This is a genomic window from Flavobacterium alvei (genome assembly GCF_002920895.1).
In the GTDB taxonomy this organism is placed as follows: domain Bacteria; phylum Bacteroidota; class Bacteroidia; order Flavobacteriales; family Flavobacteriaceae; genus Flavobacterium; species Flavobacterium alvei.
In genome coordinates this window covers 195,703-211,901 of sequence record NZ_PQVG01000006.1, presented here as the reverse complement: position 1 = coordinate 211,901, position 16,199 = coordinate 195,703, and the positions used below count along the sequence as shown (strand labels likewise).

General features: G+C 35.7%; 15 protein-coding genes. 9 read left to right on the top strand and 6 right to left on the bottom strand.

The features are described from left to right. The 3 genes from C3L50_RS11840 to C3L50_RS11830 are packed head-to-tail and all read left to right on the top strand — an operon-like array spanning window position 1 to window position 1,381. Window positions 1-771, top strand: coding sequence for an HNH endonuclease (locus tag C3L50_RS11840; protein WP_103806389.1), 771 nt, complete (start codon window positions 1-3; stop codon window positions 769-771). Next, window positions 768-965: a hypothetical protein gene (locus C3L50_RS11835; RefSeq protein WP_103806388.1), complete on the top strand. Its 198-nt coding sequence runs from the start codon at window positions 768-770 to the stop codon at window positions 963-965. The genes C3L50_RS11840 and C3L50_RS11835 overlap by 4 nt, the downstream gene beginning before the upstream one ends. Before the next feature lie 29 nt (window positions 966-994). Beyond that, window positions 995-1,381: a hypothetical protein gene (locus C3L50_RS11830; protein WP_243400374.1), complete on the top strand. Its 387-nt coding sequence runs from the start codon at window positions 995-997 to the stop codon at window positions 1,379-1,381. A gap of 142 nt (window positions 1,382-1,523) precedes the next feature. On the opposite strand, the gene C3L50_RS11825 is transcribed toward C3L50_RS11830, so the two are convergent. Next, window positions 1,524-3,500, bottom strand: coding sequence for an alpha-ketoacid dehydrogenase subunit alpha/beta (locus C3L50_RS11825; RefSeq protein WP_103806387.1), 1,977 nt, complete (start codon window positions 3,498-3,500; stop codon window positions 1,524-1,526). Between the two features lie 155 nt (window positions 3,501-3,655). Between C3L50_RS11825 and C3L50_RS11820 the strand changes: the two genes are divergently transcribed. Beyond that, a complete protein-coding gene (locus tag C3L50_RS11820) occupies window positions 3,656-4,090 on the top strand; it encodes a hypothetical protein (protein ID WP_103806386.1) in 435 nt (144 codons plus the stop codon). 197 nt (window positions 4,091-4,287) lie between these two features. On the opposite strand, the gene C3L50_RS11815 is transcribed toward C3L50_RS11820, so the two are convergent. From C3L50_RS11815 to C3L50_RS11795, 5 genes are all read right to left on the bottom strand, one after another. Next, window positions 4,288-4,473: a YgaP family membrane protein gene (locus C3L50_RS11815; protein WP_103806385.1), complete on the bottom strand. Its 186-nt coding sequence runs from the start codon at window positions 4,471-4,473 to the stop codon at window positions 4,288-4,290. Window positions 4,474-4,490: 17 nt separating this feature from the next. Next, a complete protein-coding gene (locus C3L50_RS11810) occupies window positions 4,491-4,796 on the bottom strand; it encodes a hypothetical protein (RefSeq protein WP_103806384.1) in 306 nt (101 codons plus the stop codon). A gap of 79 nt (window positions 4,797-4,875) precedes the next feature. Further along, window positions 4,876-8,067: an efflux RND transporter permease subunit gene (locus C3L50_RS11805; protein WP_103806383.1), complete on the bottom strand. Its 3,192-nt coding sequence runs from the start codon at window positions 8,065-8,067 to the stop codon at window positions 4,876-4,878. A gap of 74 nt (window positions 8,068-8,141) precedes the next feature. Beyond that, a complete protein-coding gene (locus C3L50_RS11800) occupies window positions 8,142-9,221 on the bottom strand; it encodes an efflux RND transporter periplasmic adaptor subunit (RefSeq protein ID WP_103806382.1) in 1,080 nt (359 codons plus the stop codon). A 38-nt stretch (window positions 9,222-9,259) separates the two neighbouring features. Then, the gene (locus C3L50_RS11795; protein WP_103806381.1) at window positions 9,260-10,573 is read right to left on the bottom strand and encodes a TolC family protein; all 1,314 of its coding nucleotides are present in this window, start codon (window positions 10,571-10,573) and stop codon (window positions 9,260-9,262) included. Window positions 10,574-10,797: 224 nt separating this feature from the next. Between C3L50_RS11795 and C3L50_RS11790 the strand changes: the two genes are divergently transcribed. From C3L50_RS11790 to C3L50_RS11770, 5 genes are all read left to right on the top strand, one after another. Beyond that, window positions 10,798-11,304 carry a hypothetical protein gene (locus C3L50_RS11790; RefSeq protein WP_103806380.1) on the top strand — a complete coding sequence of 169 codons (507 nt, stop codon included), beginning with the start codon at window positions 10,798-10,800 and terminating at the stop codon, window positions 11,302-11,304. Window positions 11,305-11,390: 86 nt separating this feature from the next. Next, complete coding sequence (locus C3L50_RS11785; RefSeq protein WP_103806379.1) at window positions 11,391-12,845, top strand: DUF4041 domain-containing protein; 1,455 nt, start codon at window positions 11,391-11,393, stop codon at window positions 12,843-12,845. Between the two features lie 250 nt (window positions 12,846-13,095). After that, on the top strand, window positions 13,096-14,199 hold the full coding sequence (locus tag C3L50_RS11780) for a Fic family protein (protein ID WP_103806487.1): 1,104 nt from the start codon (window positions 13,096-13,098) through the stop codon (window positions 14,197-14,199). A 106-nt stretch (window positions 14,200-14,305) separates the two neighbouring features. Beyond that, the gene (locus C3L50_RS11775; RefSeq protein ID WP_103806378.1) at window positions 14,306-14,986 is read left to right on the top strand and encodes a peptidase associated/transthyretin-like domain-containing protein; all 681 of its coding nucleotides are present in this window, start codon (window positions 14,306-14,308) and stop codon (window positions 14,984-14,986) included. A 111-nt stretch (window positions 14,987-15,097) separates the two neighbouring features. Beyond that, entirely contained in the window at window positions 15,098-16,195 is a 1,098-nt protein-coding gene (locus C3L50_RS11770; RefSeq protein ID WP_103806377.1) for a TlpA family protein disulfide reductase, read from the top strand. Window positions 16,196-16,199: the final 4 nt, after the last annotated feature.

Genomic DNA, 16,199 nt, shown 5'->3' with positions numbered 1-16,199 from the left:
ATGGCAAGAGATAATTGGAATAAAGAGCAGTTAATTGTTGCATTAAATCTTTATTGGAAAATTCCTTACAATAAAATTAGTGGTAGCTCTAATTCTTTAATAAAACAAACAGCTCCAATTATTGATAGAACACCAGCAGCATTAGCTTATAAGTTGATGAATTTTACAAGCCTTGATTCAGAGAAACAAAAAATTGGAAATAAGGGAAAGAGTGCTGCAAGTTCTTCCGATAAAGAAATTTGGAACGAGTATTTTGGACAATGGGAAAAATTGGCACTTGATAGTTCAGCTATACTAGCAACTATTCAAAATAAGTCCATAGAAGATATACTTGAATTAGAACCAGAATTAAAATTTACGGAAGGCAGAGAAAAAGAAAGAATTGTGAAAACAAGAGTTAATCAAAATGATTTTCGTCAAAGAATTTTAGCATCATACAATGGAAAGTGTAGTATTACAGGAATTTCTATCACTTCATTATTAGTAGCAAGCCACATTATTCCGTGGTCAAAAAACATACAAGAAAGATTGAATCCTAAAAATGGTATTTGTTTAAATAACATTCACGATAAAGCATTTGATAAGGGTTTAATAACTATAACTTCTGATTTTAAGGTTAAACTATCTGATTCTATTTTAGAAAAAAGAAAAGAAAAAAACATTCAAAAATATTTTATTGAATACGAAAATCAGCCAATAGTCTTACCTGATAGATTTAGCCCTTCAATTGAATTTTTAGAATATCATCATCAAAATATATTTAATAAATGAAGTACTCTTTAAAAATAATATTTGGGAAAGAAGAAGTTGATAAATTTATTTCAAATATTCCCTTAACAAAAGATGAATTAGAAATTAATGTTAAAGAATTTTCTTTTGAAACGGAACTTGAATTAATTGCATTTAAGAAAGGCATCAATGAAGCAATAGGTTGGCAAGAATTATATCTTTTAGACAACGATTAAATCTCGAATCATTGTTTTAACCTCTTTACTTGAGTGCAAAAGTTGCATTTGTTCCAAATGTAATTTATGATTTAATGTTTTACACAACTGAACGAGGTCCAATTTGTTGGAGTGTTAAAACAAGTCTAAGAGAAAGATATAAACAAGCAGATTTAGAAGCAATTGCACTAAAATATGTTCATAGAAAAGCGTTGAGCTACTTGATAACACTTGAAGAAAATGAAGCAAGAAGCGTGAAAGCAAAAATTAAAAGTGGAGATGTAATTGGACTTGATGATGTGATTGTTGCGACATCGGAAGATTTTAACCAACTAATTTTTGAATTAAAAGAGTTTGAATTTTCTGAACCACCAACCGTGAAAGTTATTGAAAGTAATCAAATTATAACCGAAGAAAAAGTAAACAAAATAAAATAGAAAAAAGGGTGATTGCACAACCTCCAAAAAAGTGTCAGAATCAAAATAAAACCATAAACAAACCTCGTTTAAGCACATTTAAGCGAGGTTTATTTTTGTTCGTAAATTTGGATTTATAAAAGTAGAAGTTCAAAAACAACTCCTAATACTCCAACAATTCCAGCAACGCTGCCTCAAATCGTCCTTTCGGCAAATATTGGTCTTCCAAGGCTTTGGTAAACGGAATGGGACTGTCTAAACTTGCCACGCGTTTTACAGGAGCATCGAGATATTGGAAACAATTTTCCATAATTAAGGCCGAAATATCGCTGGCTATTCCGCCAAACATAGAGTCTTCTTGCAAAATAATAGCTCGTCCTGTTTTCTTCACCGAAGTATAAATAGCTTCAGTATCTAAAGGCTGTAAGGTTCTTAAATCCAAAACATCTGCTGATATTTCAGGATTTTTATCCAAAGTGTCCAATGCCCAATGCACAGCAGCTCCATAAGCAATAATCGTAACTTGGTTTCCTTCCTTCAACAAGGCAGCTTTCCCCAACGGAATTGTGTAATAATTCGTTGGCACCTCTTGATGAATGCTTCGGTACAATTGTTTGTGTTCAAAAAACAACACAGGATTCGGATCGTTTATGGATTCGTTTAGCAAACCTTTAGCATCATAGGGAAACGCAGGGTAAACTACCTTTAAACCGGGTGTTTTTGTAAACCAAGCTTCATTAGTTTGCGAATGAAAAGGGCCTGCTTGTGTTCCTGCACCACAAGGCATTCGAACCACAACATCGGCTTTTTCTTGCCAACGATAATGCGTTTTGGCTAATAAATTCACAATCGGATTGAATCCGGTAGAAACAAAATCGGCAAATTGCATTTCGACAATCGCCTTATATCCATTGATAGACAAACCCATTGCTGCCGAAACTACGGCGCTTTCGCAAATGGGTGTATTGCGAACGCGTTCTTTGCCAAACTGCTCGACAAAACCTTCGGTAATCTTGAAAGCACCACCATATTCGGCGATGTCCTGACCCATAATAACCAAGTTATGGTGTCGTTCCATCGATTGTTTCAAAGCATTGGAAACGGCATCAATAAATCGAATATTTTTGGTTTCTTCTGAAGGAATAACTTCTTGAAATTGAAATGGTTTGTAAACATCATTTAATTCATCGTCATAAGTAGCTTCTATTTCAGATTCGGTATTGGCAAGAGCCCAATTTTCATCAATTGCTGCTTTGATTTCGGTATGCAAAAGAGCATCTAAATCATCAGAAAGAATTTCGTTTTCAGATAAAAATTTCCTGTAATTTTCTACTGGATCTTTGGTAGCCCAAACAGCAATAAGTTCTTGAGGAACATATTTACTGCCACTCGCCTCTTCGTGTCCTCGCATTCTGAAAGTCTTGAATTCTAATAAAACAGGACGAGGATTTTTGACCATCGAAGCTTTCAATTCCGATAATTTATGATACACTTCAAGAATATTATTCCCGTCAATAATATGACTTTCTATACCATACCCCACTCCTTTGTCGGCTATATTTTCACAACGAAACTGCTCATTTGTAGGAGTCGAAAGTCCGTAACCGTTATTTTCAACAATGAATAATACAGGCAATTCCCAAACGGCTGCAATATTCAGCGCTTCGTGAAAATCACCTTCGGATGTAGCTCCTTCACCCGTAAAAACAGCTGTTACTTTTCCGTTTTGATTTAATTTATTGGCCAAAGCAATTCCATCAGCAATCCCCAATTGTGGCCCGAGATGCGAAATCATTCCAATAATTTTGAATTCTTGTGTACCAAAATGAAAACTTCTGTCCCGACCTTTAGTAAAACCATCGGCTTTGCCTTGCCATTGCGAAAAAAGTCGGTGCATCGGAATATTTCGTCCTGTGAATACACCCAAATTGCGATGCATAGGTAAAATATATTCATCGGCATCCAAAACAGCTGTAACACCAACAGCAATAGCTTCTTGACCAATGCCAGAAAACCATTTCGATACCTTTCCTTGACGAATGAGAATGAGCATTTTTTCCTCGATTAACCGCGGCATTAGTAAACTGGTGTACAAATACAACAATTGCTCGTTGGTGAGATTTTTTCTGTCAAAAGTCATTGGGATTATTTTTTATTGTGTTTCAAAAGTATAAAAAAATAACATTCCTAATTCGAATTGTTAGATTGTTTATCAGTAGCCATTTATTTATTTTAGGTGACCGCAGAAATATTACAAAATTTAATACATTTATAAAAAATTATAAACTAAACCTCATGAAAAAGAAACTGATTATTTTATCTATGCTTTTAGGCGGATTTGCCTATTCGAATGCACAAAGTATCGGAACGCTTACAAAAGCAGCTACTTCAAGCGCTACTCAACAAGCCACTTCTGCAGCAGCAAACTCTTTTGATGTTGCTGGAATTTCAAATCAAGTAATGGGAGTTATTTCGCCAAAATTAAAATTGACCGATGCCCAAAAACCATTGGTAAATTCATTAGTAAATGAAACTTTAAACAAAAAGAAAAGCATTTTACCGACTGCACTTTCAGACAAAGCAGGTTATGCGTCTAAAATGTTAGGAATCAGCAATGGTTTTACTTCAAAAATGAAAGGACTTATTAAACCTGAACAATACACAGCGCTTTTGGGTATCTTGCCAAAATCAGCTTCATCAACATCTGCTTTGGCAAAAATGTTGTTTTAGTATTAAAAAAAAATAGATTTCTATTTAAACCGAGACTTTGTTTCGGTTTTTTTTATCCAAAAACTTAAAGCGAAATAGTGAACTGACTATTAACCATAACTGTTTGAAGTCAAAACAAGAAAAGGAATGTTATAAATAAAAAGAGGATGCTAATTAAAACATCCTCTTCGGAGTAAATTAAAGTTAGAACAAATAATTTAATCTTTAACGCCTAATTTTTTCAAAATATCGTCCATCAAACACCACTTGGTGAGGGATGATTGTAATAAATTGGCTCCCACAAAAGCGGTAAACCACAACCAGTTTTGGTTGACATAAATTGCCAATAATAGGCTGGTCAGGATAAAAATTCCTGCAATTCCTCTGACGAATCTGTTTTTCATAATATATGTGTTTTTGGTTAATTCGTTTTTTCGATGTTAAGCACAGCAATATGGATATGCGACATCGTTTCTTGTTCTTTGTTAAATTCTTTGACCATTTCAAACAGTCCATCTACTTTATCTTTGTGAACAAAGGCATAAAACAAAACCGATTCCATTTCTTGCTCATTGGCAGCAAACCAATTGGCTTCTAAAGCGTCTTCGGAATTGTCCTTGAATCCATTTACGTCTTTATAAGAAAAGGATTTAACTCCAGCCTTTTTAAGCATCAGTTTGATGTCTTTTTCAAATTCCTTGACTGCGGTTATTAGTAGTAATTTCATATTTTTTTAAGTTTAAAGGTTTAAGAGTTTAAAAGTTTAAGGTGTCTAAAACTTGGAACCTTAAACTTGAAACTAATTTTTATTTCTCCCATTTTTTCCTCTCCGTGATGTAATAAATTATCGGCACGACCAGCAAGGTCAAAACGGTCGAAACAACCGCTCCAAAAACTAACGAAATCGCCAATCCTTGAAAAATCGGATCGAATAGAATAATGGAAGCACCAATAACTACTGCTCCAGTTGTCAATAAAATCGGCGTGGTTCGCACCGCTCCTGCTTCGATAATGGCTTGTTTTAAAGGGACTCCTTCGTTCAATCTGATTTCGATAAAGTCAATCAGCAAAACCGAGTTTCGAACCATAACGCCTGCCAAAGCAATCATTCCAATAAAAGAAGTCGCCGTGAAATAGGCACTCAACAACCAATGCCCAAATACAATCCCGATTAACGAAAGCGGAATCGCCAACATCATCACCATCGGTGTTTTGAAGTTCTGGAACCAACCCACAATCAGCATATAAATAATCACGATTACAACCAAAAATGCGACACCCAAATCACGGAAAACTTCCAATGTAATTTGCCATTCGCCATCCCATTTTACGGTAAAATCGCTTTCGTCCGTTGGTTGTTCCATGTACAATTCGTTGACTTTATAGCCTTTCGGTACGTTCATTTTGGACAATTTCTCGTTCATTCCCAAAATCGCATAAACCGGACTTTCCAAGGCTCCAGCCATATCGGCGGTTACATAAACCACACGCTTTTGGTCTTTTCTGTAAATGGTTTTCTGCAACGTATCTCGAACCACTTTTACCAAATCACTCACTGGAATCATATTCCCCTGACTGCCTTTGATTTTTAAACTTTGAATGTCTTGCAAACTTGTTTTGTCTTTGTCGTCCAGCGAAAGCACGATGCCCACATTGTCATTGGAATTCTCGTCATACAAATTCGAAACCGGATATTCTTTCAACAAATACGTCAGATTCCCAACCACTTGTTGCGGTGCAATGCCGTTGAGCATCGCTTTTTCTTTATCGACTTCCAGTTTGTACTCGGTTTGATTGTCCTCTACCATCCAATCGATATCGACAATATCCGAAGTGTTTTCCAAAATGGTTTTCACCTGATTCGCCACTTTGATTTGTTCCTTATAATCTGGTCCATAAATCTCGGCAACCAAAGTCGATAAAACCGGCGGTCCTGGCGGAACTTCAATAATTTTCACATTCGCACCATACTTCTTGGCAATCTTTTGGATATCAGGACGCATAGCTTTGGCGATATCGTGACTTTGTAAATCACGGTCTTCCTTATGCAACAAGTTCACCTGAATATCCGCCATATTGCTGCCACCACGCATATCGTAATGACGCACCAATCCGTTAAAAGTGATTGGAGCAGATGTTCCAATGTAATTCTGGTAATTCACCACTTCGGGTTTGGTCGAAAGATATTGTGCAATTTCTTTGGTCACGGCTGTAGTGCGTTCCAATGTGGTTCCTTCGGGCATATCAATCACCACTTGGAATTCGTTTTTGTTGTCGAAAGGCAACATTTTCACGACTACTGATTTGGTAAAAAACATCAAAACCGAACCGAACAACAACACCACGGTTACCGCCAAAAGGATTCTTCTTTTAGAGTTACTTTCCAATAATGGGCGTTCCAGTTTATTATAGATTTTATAAATATAGCTGGTTTCCATTCCCGCTTCGTGTTTGTGCTCTTGCTCCTCTTTTTCCTGCAACAAATGATACCCCAAATAAGGCGTCACGGTCAAGGCCACAAACAAAGACAACAACATAGCAATCGAAGCACCAATCGGCATCGGACTCATATAAGGTCCCATCATTCCCGATACGAAAGCCATTGGCAGAATAGCCGCAATAACCGTAAACGTGGCCAAAATCGTTGGATTTCCCACTTCGTTTATCGCATAAATCGCCGCTTGCTTGAACGGCAGTCGCTTCATCTTGAAATGCCTGTGCATATTTTCGGCGATGATAATACTGTCATCTACGACGATTCCCACCACGAAAACCAGGGCAAAAAGTGTGATTCTATTCAAGGTATAACCCAATAAATAATAAGCAAATAAAGTCAAAGCAAATGTCAGCGGAACGGAGAAAAACACGACCAAACCGCCTCTCCAACCCATCGCCAAAATAACTAAAATCGTAACGGCAATAATCGCAATACCTAAGTGAAGCAACAACTCTCCCACTTTGTGTGAAGCGGTTTCTCCATAATTTCGAGTCACCTCAACGTGAACATCATCTGGAATTAAAGTTTTCTTTAAATGCTCTACTTTATCTATGATTTTAGCCGAAATTTTCATCGCATCCGCCCCTTTCACTTTTCCGATGGAAATCGTTACGGCTGGATATTCGGATTTTGCAGTTTTGAATTTTTCATTGGCTTTGCCATACCCAAAAGATACATAACTTCTGGCTGTGGAAGGTCCATCTTGCACCGTTGCCACTTGTTTCAAATAGACCGGCATATTTTTATTCACGCCCACCACCAAGTTCTCTACATCTTCCGAATTCGATAGAAATTGTCCTGTGGTAACCAAATATTCTTGGTCGTTTTGCACAAAACTACCCGATTGCGAACTGCCGTTATTGGCTTGAATCATTTGCATAATGCCCAAGGCATCCACGCCGTTTTCGGCCATTTTATCTTTGTCCAAAATCACTTTCAGTTCGCGATTGTTGCCACCAATTTCTTTGGTAATCGCCACATCTTTCACTTTTTCGATTTCCGAAGTCACTTCTTCGGCAATTTGGCGCAACTGGAAATCATCTTCTTTTTCACTCCAAAGCGTCAATCCCAACATCGGCACATCGTCAATCGAACGGGTTTTCACCATTGGTTTGTAAACGCCTTTTGGAAACATATCTTCGTGTTTCGCCAATTCGTCGTACAATTTCACATAGGAACGCTCCACGTCCTGCCCCACATAAAACTGGACTATCAACATCGCCTGACCGTTCATCGCCATCGTGTGCACGTGCTCCACTCCTTTGATGTTCGAAATAATTTTCTCCAATGGTTTCGCCACACGGCTTTCGACTTCCGTTGGACTCGCTCCCGGATACCCCACCATTACGTCGGCCATCGGAACATTAATCTGCGGTTCTTCTTCCCTTGGAATCAAGAACGAACTGTACACGCCAATTATCATCAAGGCCACCATCAACAAAATGGTCAATTTCGAATTGATGAAAAAATGGGCTATTTTACCTGAAATACCTTCTTGCATAATTTTTTTGTTTATTGTTTAAGGTTTATAGTTTAAAGTTGTCCTCTAAACACAAATCTGCTGCTGAACACTGATTACTGAACACTAACTGTCGCTCCGTTATACAACTTCCCTTCAGCCGAAATGATGTATTGCTCGTTGGCCGACAATCCCGATAAGACTTCCACTTGATTGCCAAAGTTTTTTCCTGTTCGCAACCATCGCAAAATGGCGACATTCCCTGTTCCTATCGTATAAATTCCCGTTAGTTGTCCTTGTTTGACCAAAGCGGTTTCTGGCACCAATACCATTTCAGTTTTGGCAACTTGAACTTTGTTGGCAACAGGAAACTGCACGTTGACAAACATTCCTGACAGCACAGACGCATCGGTTTTGTTTAAATTGATTTTGACCAAATATTGTCCTCCCGTGTTGGTGGCCGAAGCACTCACTTCGCTTACTTTTCCAGTTAGATTTTTGTTGGATGATTTTACCAAAACTTTCACTGCCATTTCTTTTTTAATGGCGGCAATATTATTTTCCGAAACCATTGCGGTGACTTGCAAACGAGTAGCGCCTTCCACGCTCACCAAAGGCATTCCTGGATTGGCCATGTCGCCTTCTTTTACAAAAGTATTGGTCACCGTTCCCGAAAATGGAGCCGTGATATTTGAATACGAAAACTGCGCTAGTACTTCGTTTCGCATTTGTTTGGCGCCTTCCAAACCAGCTTTTGCCATTTCGTAACGAGCGGTCATATCGTCTAATTCTTTTTGCGAAGCCGATTGTTGTTTGAACAAATTCACGAAACGATCGTAGTCTTTTTTGGCATTGTTGTAACCCGCTGTTGCCTGCAAAATACTGGCATCTACTTGTGCTTTTTTGGCTTGCAAATCGGTGTTGTTGATGCTGACCAACAATTGCCCTGCTCCCACTTTTTGCCCCACTTTCACGTGAATTTTGGTCACATAACCCATCATTCGGGTGCTTAAATTGGCCGCGTTTTCGGCTTCAATTTTTCCGCTGGCGGTTACAAACGGACTGTTGTTGTTGGCAGAAATTCCGCTTACTTTTACCGCAATGGCTGGTTCTTGTTTGATGGATTCTTTTTTGTCTCCTCCGCAAGACGTTAGGAAAACTGCGGATATGGAAAGGATTGCGATTAACTTTTTCATATATTTCTTTATTTATTACTATTAACTATTGCCTTTTTCTACTTCGTCAAAAACTGCAAATATTCTTGCGTGAAATCATATTCGAAAACCGCTTGCAGCAACTTCAGTTCTTTCTGAAACATTTGGGTTTCGGCTTGCAACAAATCGGTGGTTTTTTCCAAGCCTTGTGTGAAACGGTTGCTTCTGATTCTATAGGCTTCTTGCGATTGTTGCAAGGCTAATTTTTCCAGATTTACCTTGTTTTCGGCGTCTTTCAACTGGCGATTCGTTTTGTTGAGTTCCAATTGGCTTTGCGATTTGTACTGTTGGTTTTCCACTTCCGCTTTTTGATATTCGGCTTTGGCTTTTTCCATTTTCCCGATGGATTTGTAACCATCAAAAACTTTCCAGGACAATTGTGCGCCCACCAAATAGCCTTGGGCATTGGTGCCAAAAAGTTTGTCGTCGTACATTTCGTAACTTCCAAAAGCGTTCAGGCTGGGCAAGAAATTCATCTTGCTGGATTGGTACATTTTGGCGTAAGCTTCAGATGATTTGTCCATTGCCAAAAGGTCTTTTCGATTGCCGGAAATAATTGCATTACTACTTGAAATAGCAATCGTATTATCTAACTCTTCCAAGGGTTTATAAATTTTGTTGGTGTTGTCTTCATTCAGAAGAAAAGCCAAATAATCCGAAGCGTTTTGCACGTTGCTTTTGGCGTATTGCAATTGGTTTTTGATTTCCCCAACACGAACTTGCACCGACAATACATCCGTTTTTTGAAGAATGCCTTGCTTGAAATAATTCTCGATTAGTTTCAAATTGGCATCGGCCGTGGCATTGGCTTTTTCCAAAACTTTTACGGCTTTGTAGGCTAATTGCAATTGCATAAAAGATTTGTTGACCTCCAAAGCTAAGTATTCTCCCGTGCGTTCGGTTTGCAATTGAAAGGCTTCCATTTTGGACTTGGCGGCTTGTCTTCCGTACAAACCATCCACGTTGATCAGCGGTTGCAAAACCTCGATTTTGGTGGCGTAATTTTGGGTTGCCGAAGGATTGTTCAACAAGGCGGGATTGAAATCCGAAGCGGTCAACACTTCCTGATTCAATTTCGAACCAAAAGCCATCAAGGGATTTGTGGTTGAAATCGCAGTGTGCGATGCCGTGATGCTTGGCAAAAACAAAGCATTGGATTGTCGGTAATCGGCTTGTGCCGATTTGAAGGCTTGATTCGCAATCTGGAGTTGCAGGTTTTTGTCGTTGGCTTTTTGTACAATATCTTTTTTGGAAATCGTCAAGGTGTCTTGCCCGAAACCCAAAGTTGATATGGAAAGCGTTCCAATGATGATTATAAAATTGATTTTCCTCATAATGATTGTTCTTGATTATGGGGCAAAGATATATTCGCGATATTTTTTGTTCAGTAACAAGTGTTACATTGATGGATAAAAATTGAATTAGTGCAATTTTTCTTTAAATTTAATTGTAGGATTTATTGTAGATGGGATAAAATGGGTATATTTGGGATTGAAAAAAAATGATGGTTATCATAGTTACAATAAATTATTTTTGATTTTAAAAAAAACATCTAAATATGATTGAAAACTTTAATCCTAACAATTCTTTTGAGATTAAAAATTCTAAAGACTTTTTTGAAAAGTTGCGTGATGAATATAATGATTTTGACAGAGCACATCTTAATCCTCGACATGCGATAAATTGTGCAATTACATCTTGGCATCTTACTGATTGGACTTACCAAGAATTTTTCAAAACAGATTCAAAATTCCAAGATTCAAAAGAAGGCAAGAAAAAAATATCTGGTTTATCAAAATATCAGGAACATCTGAAGACGCAATGTTTAGCATTGGAATATATGCGAATGATTACAAATGGATCTAAACATTGTAAAATAAATAAAGAAGATCAAACAGTAGTTTCATCGGGAGATTTTTCGCCATATGATTATGATAGAAATGATTATAATGTTCCTAGATTTATTATTGTCAACGACGTTAATAGTGAAGAACTTGATTTTGAAAGTTTATTACTTAAAACGATAGATTTTTGGAAAATTTTTCTTGATGATTTATACAATTAATCACGATAATATAATTGTATGATTAATAGATAATAAATTTAAAATTGCATAAAAAACAAATAAAAATCTTATCAAAATTTCTAATTATGGGATTATTCGATTTTCTAAAAAAGAAAGAGTTTGAAGAAATACGAATTCTTCAAGAAAAACTTCAAAAGTTTAAATCTATAACTGATATTCAAAACGAAGTTGATAATAAAAAGAATGAATTAGAATTACTAATTCAAAATAAAACTAATGAGATTTCAGAAAAAGAAAAAGAACTTAATAAAGTTATTTTAGACAAAGAAATTGAATTAAATTCAACTATTGAGAACAAAAAACAATCAATAAATTATTTACAAAAAGATTTTGACGAATTAAACCTAAATTATCAAACGGCACTCGAAACTTATACTCAACTTCGAAAAGATGTCAGTTTATATGAATCAAAATTAGATTTAATAGAATTTGGCATTTATGAACCTGTTTACGATTTTGAAAAATCAGAAGATTATCGAGCTGAACAAAATAGAATTATTGAAGAGCAAAAATTAATGATTCAATTAGAAACTGCCGCAACTTGCAATACAAATTGGACAATCGATGGAAGTCTTTCAAAAGGTAAAGCCTCAACAAAAAAGTTTATTAAATTAATCCTTCGTGCGTTTAATGGGGAATGTAATGCTCAAATTGGAAAAGTGAAATGGAATAACGTTAATCAAATGAAAGAACGTATTCATAAATCATATGAAACTTTAAATAAATTAGGAGAAGGAAGTGCGGTTATAATATCTTATGAATATCTTGAATTAAAAATAAAAGAAATCACTCTTGAATATGAGTTCCAAGTAAAACGCCAAGAAGAAAAAGAAGAAATGAGAGCTATTCAGGAAGAATTACGAGAAGAAGAAAAAGCAAGACGTGAATTTGAGCAAGCTCAAAGACAAGCTGAAAAAGAAGAAGAAACTTATCAAAAAGCATTACTTAAAGCAAGAAAAGAAGTTGAAAAAGCTACAGGTGAATTACAAGAAGAACTTAATTCTAAAATTTTGATTCTAGAGCAAGAATTATTATTAGCACAAGAGAAGAAAGAACGTGCAATGTCAATGGCTCAACAAACAAAACGTGGACACGTTTATATAATTTCTAATATTGGTTCGTTTGGTGAAAACGTATACAAAATAGGTATGACAAGAAGACTTGAACCAATTGATAGAGTTAAAGAACTTGGAGATGCTTCTGTTCCATTTCAATTTGATGTTCACGCTATGATTTACTCAGACGAAGCGAGAACTTTAGAAAATGAACTTCACAAAGCATTTTCTAATAAAAAAGTAAATATGTTAAATTACAGAAAAGAATTTTTCAATGTTAGTTTAGAAGAAATTGAAAAAAAAATAGCCGAATTAGGATTTGAAGCTGAATTTACAATTTTGCCAGAAGCAATGCAATATAGAGAAACATTAGCTTTATTAGAAAAAATGAATTCTACAGAAGGAATTAAAACAATTGAAGACCTTATAGCCGAAGAATATCCAACTAGTTTTAATAAGGCATAAAGAGGTTTTGCTTTAAATATACCCCGATAGCGCGGATTTGCAATCCGTGCCCATAATCGAGAGTAAACCAGCCCCCACAAACAAACTAACCCAACCCCAAAAAAAAATAAAACAAGCATTATTTACTTTACCTTCAAGCATAAAAACACGACTTTGCAACGAATAACTCATCTAAACAACGCAAAAAATGCAACGATAATTTTTTAAATGCGACGAATAAAGTGTATATTCGCCGTAAAATATGCAACGAATGATACGTTTTATCCATCAAAAAGACAATTGGCCCAATTTCACTTGGAATACTGATGAAATAGTTGGTTTGTTGAGTGAGGTGAGAAATTTGCAAGGAAGACTCATAGGGAAAATGGAATCTTTAGGATTCGACCTAAGAAGTGAAGCCTTGCTGGACACATTGACACTTGATGTATTAAAATCGTCAGAAATAGAAGGAGAATATTTAAATCCTGACCAAGTTCGTTCCTCTATCGCCCGCAGATTGGGGATGGAAATCGCCAGTTCTGTTGAGTCGGACAGGAATGTTGACGGTGTAGTCGAAATGCTATTGGATGCAACACAAAATTGCTTTAAACCAGTAACAACCGAAAGACTATTCGATTGGCAGGCAGCATTATTCCCAACGGGAAGAAGCGGAATGTATAAAATTACTGTTGGCGATTGGCGAAAAGATACCACTGGGGCAATGCAAGTGGTGTCGGGAGCTTTGGGTAAGGAGAAAGTACATTTTCAAGCGCCAGATTCGATATTGGTCGAAAAAGAGATGAATCAGTTTATAGATTGGTTTAATACTAATTCAACTATTGATTTGGTACTAAAAGCAGCTATTGCCCACTTATGGTTTGTAACCGTCCACCCATTTGAAGATGGAAATGGCAGGATAACAAGGGCGTTGACCGATATGTTATTGGCACAATCGGATAAAACGAATCAACGTTTTTATAGTATGTCTGCACAAATTCGAATGGAAAGAAAGCAGTATTATGAAATACTTGAAAAGACACAAAAAGGGAATCTTGATATAACAGAATGGATGAGCTGGTTTTTGAACTGCCTGATACATTCTTTAAAATCGACCGATGAAACATTAGTTAAAGTTTTATTCAAAGCCGACTTCTGGACTAAGCATTCCAAAACTTTGATCAATGAAAGACAGAAGAAACTTTTAAATAAATTATTAGACGGATTGGATGGAAAACTGACATCATCAAAATGGGCAAAGATTGCCAAATGCTCAAAAGATACTGCCATACGAGACATAAATGATTTGATTGACAAAAATATGCTGCAAAAAGAAACTGCAGGAGGAAGAAGTACAAATTATGAATTAAAGGAATGAAAAAAACAGAACCGGTAGCCCCGCTCCTCGAAGTCTTCCTTAAAAGAAAACCTTTTTTAAATTTTCGGAGAGTATAACTAAGTATAAATAATTTAAAAAATACATTATGAAAAACATTTTAATCTGCATTTCTTTCTTATTAGTATTGGTAAGTTGTGAAAAAGAGAACGTTCAAAGTGGAATTCAAACTAAAGTTTCAGGTACGCTAACAAATTATCTTGGTGCACCAATTGTAAATGCAAAAGTGAAAATTGGAGAATTTAAAAATCGTTTTGTATCTGATGGAGGAAGTACAGATTATTTCTCTAAATATATAGATTCGACTTATACCAACAGTTTGGGAGAATATGAAATAACATTTACAACAACAGGAGAGGGTTCTTCTTATAGAGTAATTATTGAAAATTCTCCAACTGATCAAAGTTATTATGGATTAAATGATTCGGTTGAAATTAAAAATCTGGGGGATTCTTTTGTATTTAATTCCATTCAATTTATAAAACTGTATCCTTGCGATGTAACTATAAATATGAATTCTATTTCAATTTTACCCATTAGCATTTACCATAAAACGACAAGACAACTAAGAAATCCCGAAATTATTAGTAACACAATGTTTCTGAAAAGAATTTATATAACAAATAATGAAATACAAAAATTAACCTTTCAACGAATTAAACCAAATGGAAAATATCAACAAGCTGTTTTTACTTTTCCTGCAAGTAATTCTGAATTATTAACAACTCAAAATATAACTTTGAATGAGTCCGATTTTATTGATCTTTAAAAGAATGACAAATAAAGCTTAACTTAATAACATTGGGCTTGAAAGTCTCGCTCGTGCCAACAAAGTTGCTCTTATTGATTTATAATTAATCCAACCAAAATAAATTCCAAAATGAAAAACACTTTACTCCTTTTGACTTGTCTGTTTGTAATAAACGCCTTTTCGCAAGACAAAAAATTATGGGCAAAATCGGTTATCAATCAAAAAGCACCCAAACTGGTTGTCGAAAAATGGCTTACAGACAAGCCTAATACTAAAGGGAAATTTGTACTCATCGATTTTTGGGCTACTTGGTGTGGACCGTGTAGAAGAGCCATTCCCGAGTTGAATAAATTCAGAACAGAATTCGAAAAGGACTTAATTGTTATTGGCATTAGCGACGAAACCCAAGAAAAAGTTCAAAGCCTTACGAATCCTAAAATAGAATATTTCAGTGCTATTGACACCGAAAGAAGAATGTATAATTCGCTGGAAGTACAAGGTATTCCACATTGTATTTTGATAGATACTAATGGCATCGTACGTTGGGAAGGTTATCCCATATTAACGGGTTATGAGTTAACATCGGAAGTAATTGAAGACATTATCGAAAAGTACAAAGGCAACACTCAGAATGACCAGATTTCGGATTATTCCAACTATACTTTGAAGGAATTGTCCAATCTAAAAACGGTCAAGGAACTAGAGCAAAATTATGTTTTGGTCAATCATTATTTAGAGCAAATCGAAAGAGGCGACATTGACCATATGGCATTGACTAAAATTGATATAGGTTTAGTAAATCCTTACTGGGAGAATGTTCCAGAATTGAAAATCTACAATGACAATTGGAAAAAAGCTTCGTCAGAGTTTGGTGATTTTATTAAAAAGAACGCTCCTGAAAAGAAAGAATTACTCGATCAATACCAAAAGAAAACTATCGATAAAGAAGAATATTTTAAAAAACATCGTGAAATAATGGCACGATTGCAAGCCGATTATCCTAATGAATTTCCGCAACTTTCAGAAAAGCAAATCAATAGTCTTAGAACAATGTGGAAACAAACCGGAAGATATATGTTGGAAGATTATAAAAAGAAAGAGAAAATTTTTCCAACCTATTGGATTCCAGAAAAAGATTTAGAAAACTCAAAAAAAACAAAGGAATACAAAACGATTAATCAAGAACTTTTGCTTGTAAATAATGAAATAATTAAGAAAAAAATATAATCTG

Bases quoted from the DNA above. Each gene is read 5' to 3' on its own strand.
- C3L50_RS11840 (WP_103806389.1), top strand. From the start codon at position 1: ATGGCAAGAGATAATTGGAATAAAGAGCAGTTAATTGTTGCATTAAAT.
- C3L50_RS11835 (WP_103806388.1), top strand. From the start codon at position 768: ATGAAGTACTCTTTAAAAATAATATTTGGGAAAGAAGAAGTTGATAAA.
- C3L50_RS11825 (WP_103806387.1), bottom strand. From the start codon at position 3,500: ATGACTTTTGACAGAAAAAATCTCACCAACGAGCAATTGTTGTATTTG.
- C3L50_RS11820 (WP_103806386.1), top strand. From the start codon at position 3,656: ATGAAAAAGAAACTGATTATTTTATCTATGCTTTTAGGCGGATTTGCC.
- C3L50_RS11815 (WP_103806385.1), bottom strand. From the start codon at position 4,473: ATGAAAAACAGATTCGTCAGAGGAATTGCAGGAATTTTTATCCTGACC.
- C3L50_RS11810 (WP_103806384.1), bottom strand. From the start codon at position 4,796: ATGAAATTACTACTAATAACCGCAGTCAAGGAATTTGAAAAAGACATC.
- C3L50_RS11805 (WP_103806383.1), bottom strand. From the start codon at position 8,067: ATGCAAGAAGGTATTTCAGGTAAAATAGCCCATTTTTTCATCAATTCG.
- C3L50_RS11800 (WP_103806382.1), bottom strand. From the start codon at position 9,221: ATGAAAAAGTTAATCGCAATCCTTTCCATATCCGCAGTTTTCCTAACG.
- C3L50_RS11795 (WP_103806381.1), bottom strand. From the start codon at position 10,573: ATGAGGAAAATCAATTTTATAATCATCATTGGAACGCTTTCCATATCA.
- C3L50_RS11790 (WP_103806380.1), top strand. From the start codon at position 10,798: ATGATTGAAAACTTTAATCCTAACAATTCTTTTGAGATTAAAAATTCT.
- C3L50_RS11785 (WP_103806379.1), top strand. From the start codon at position 11,391: ATGGGATTATTCGATTTTCTAAAAAAGAAAGAGTTTGAAGAAATACGA.
- C3L50_RS11780 (WP_103806487.1), top strand. From the start codon at position 13,096: ATGATACGTTTTATCCATCAAAAAGACAATTGGCCCAATTTCACTTGG.
- C3L50_RS11775 (WP_103806378.1), top strand. From the start codon at position 14,306: ATGAAAAACATTTTAATCTGCATTTCTTTCTTATTAGTATTGGTAAGT.
- C3L50_RS11770 (WP_103806377.1), top strand. From the start codon at position 15,098: ATGAAAAACACTTTACTCCTTTTGACTTGTCTGTTTGTAATAAACGCC.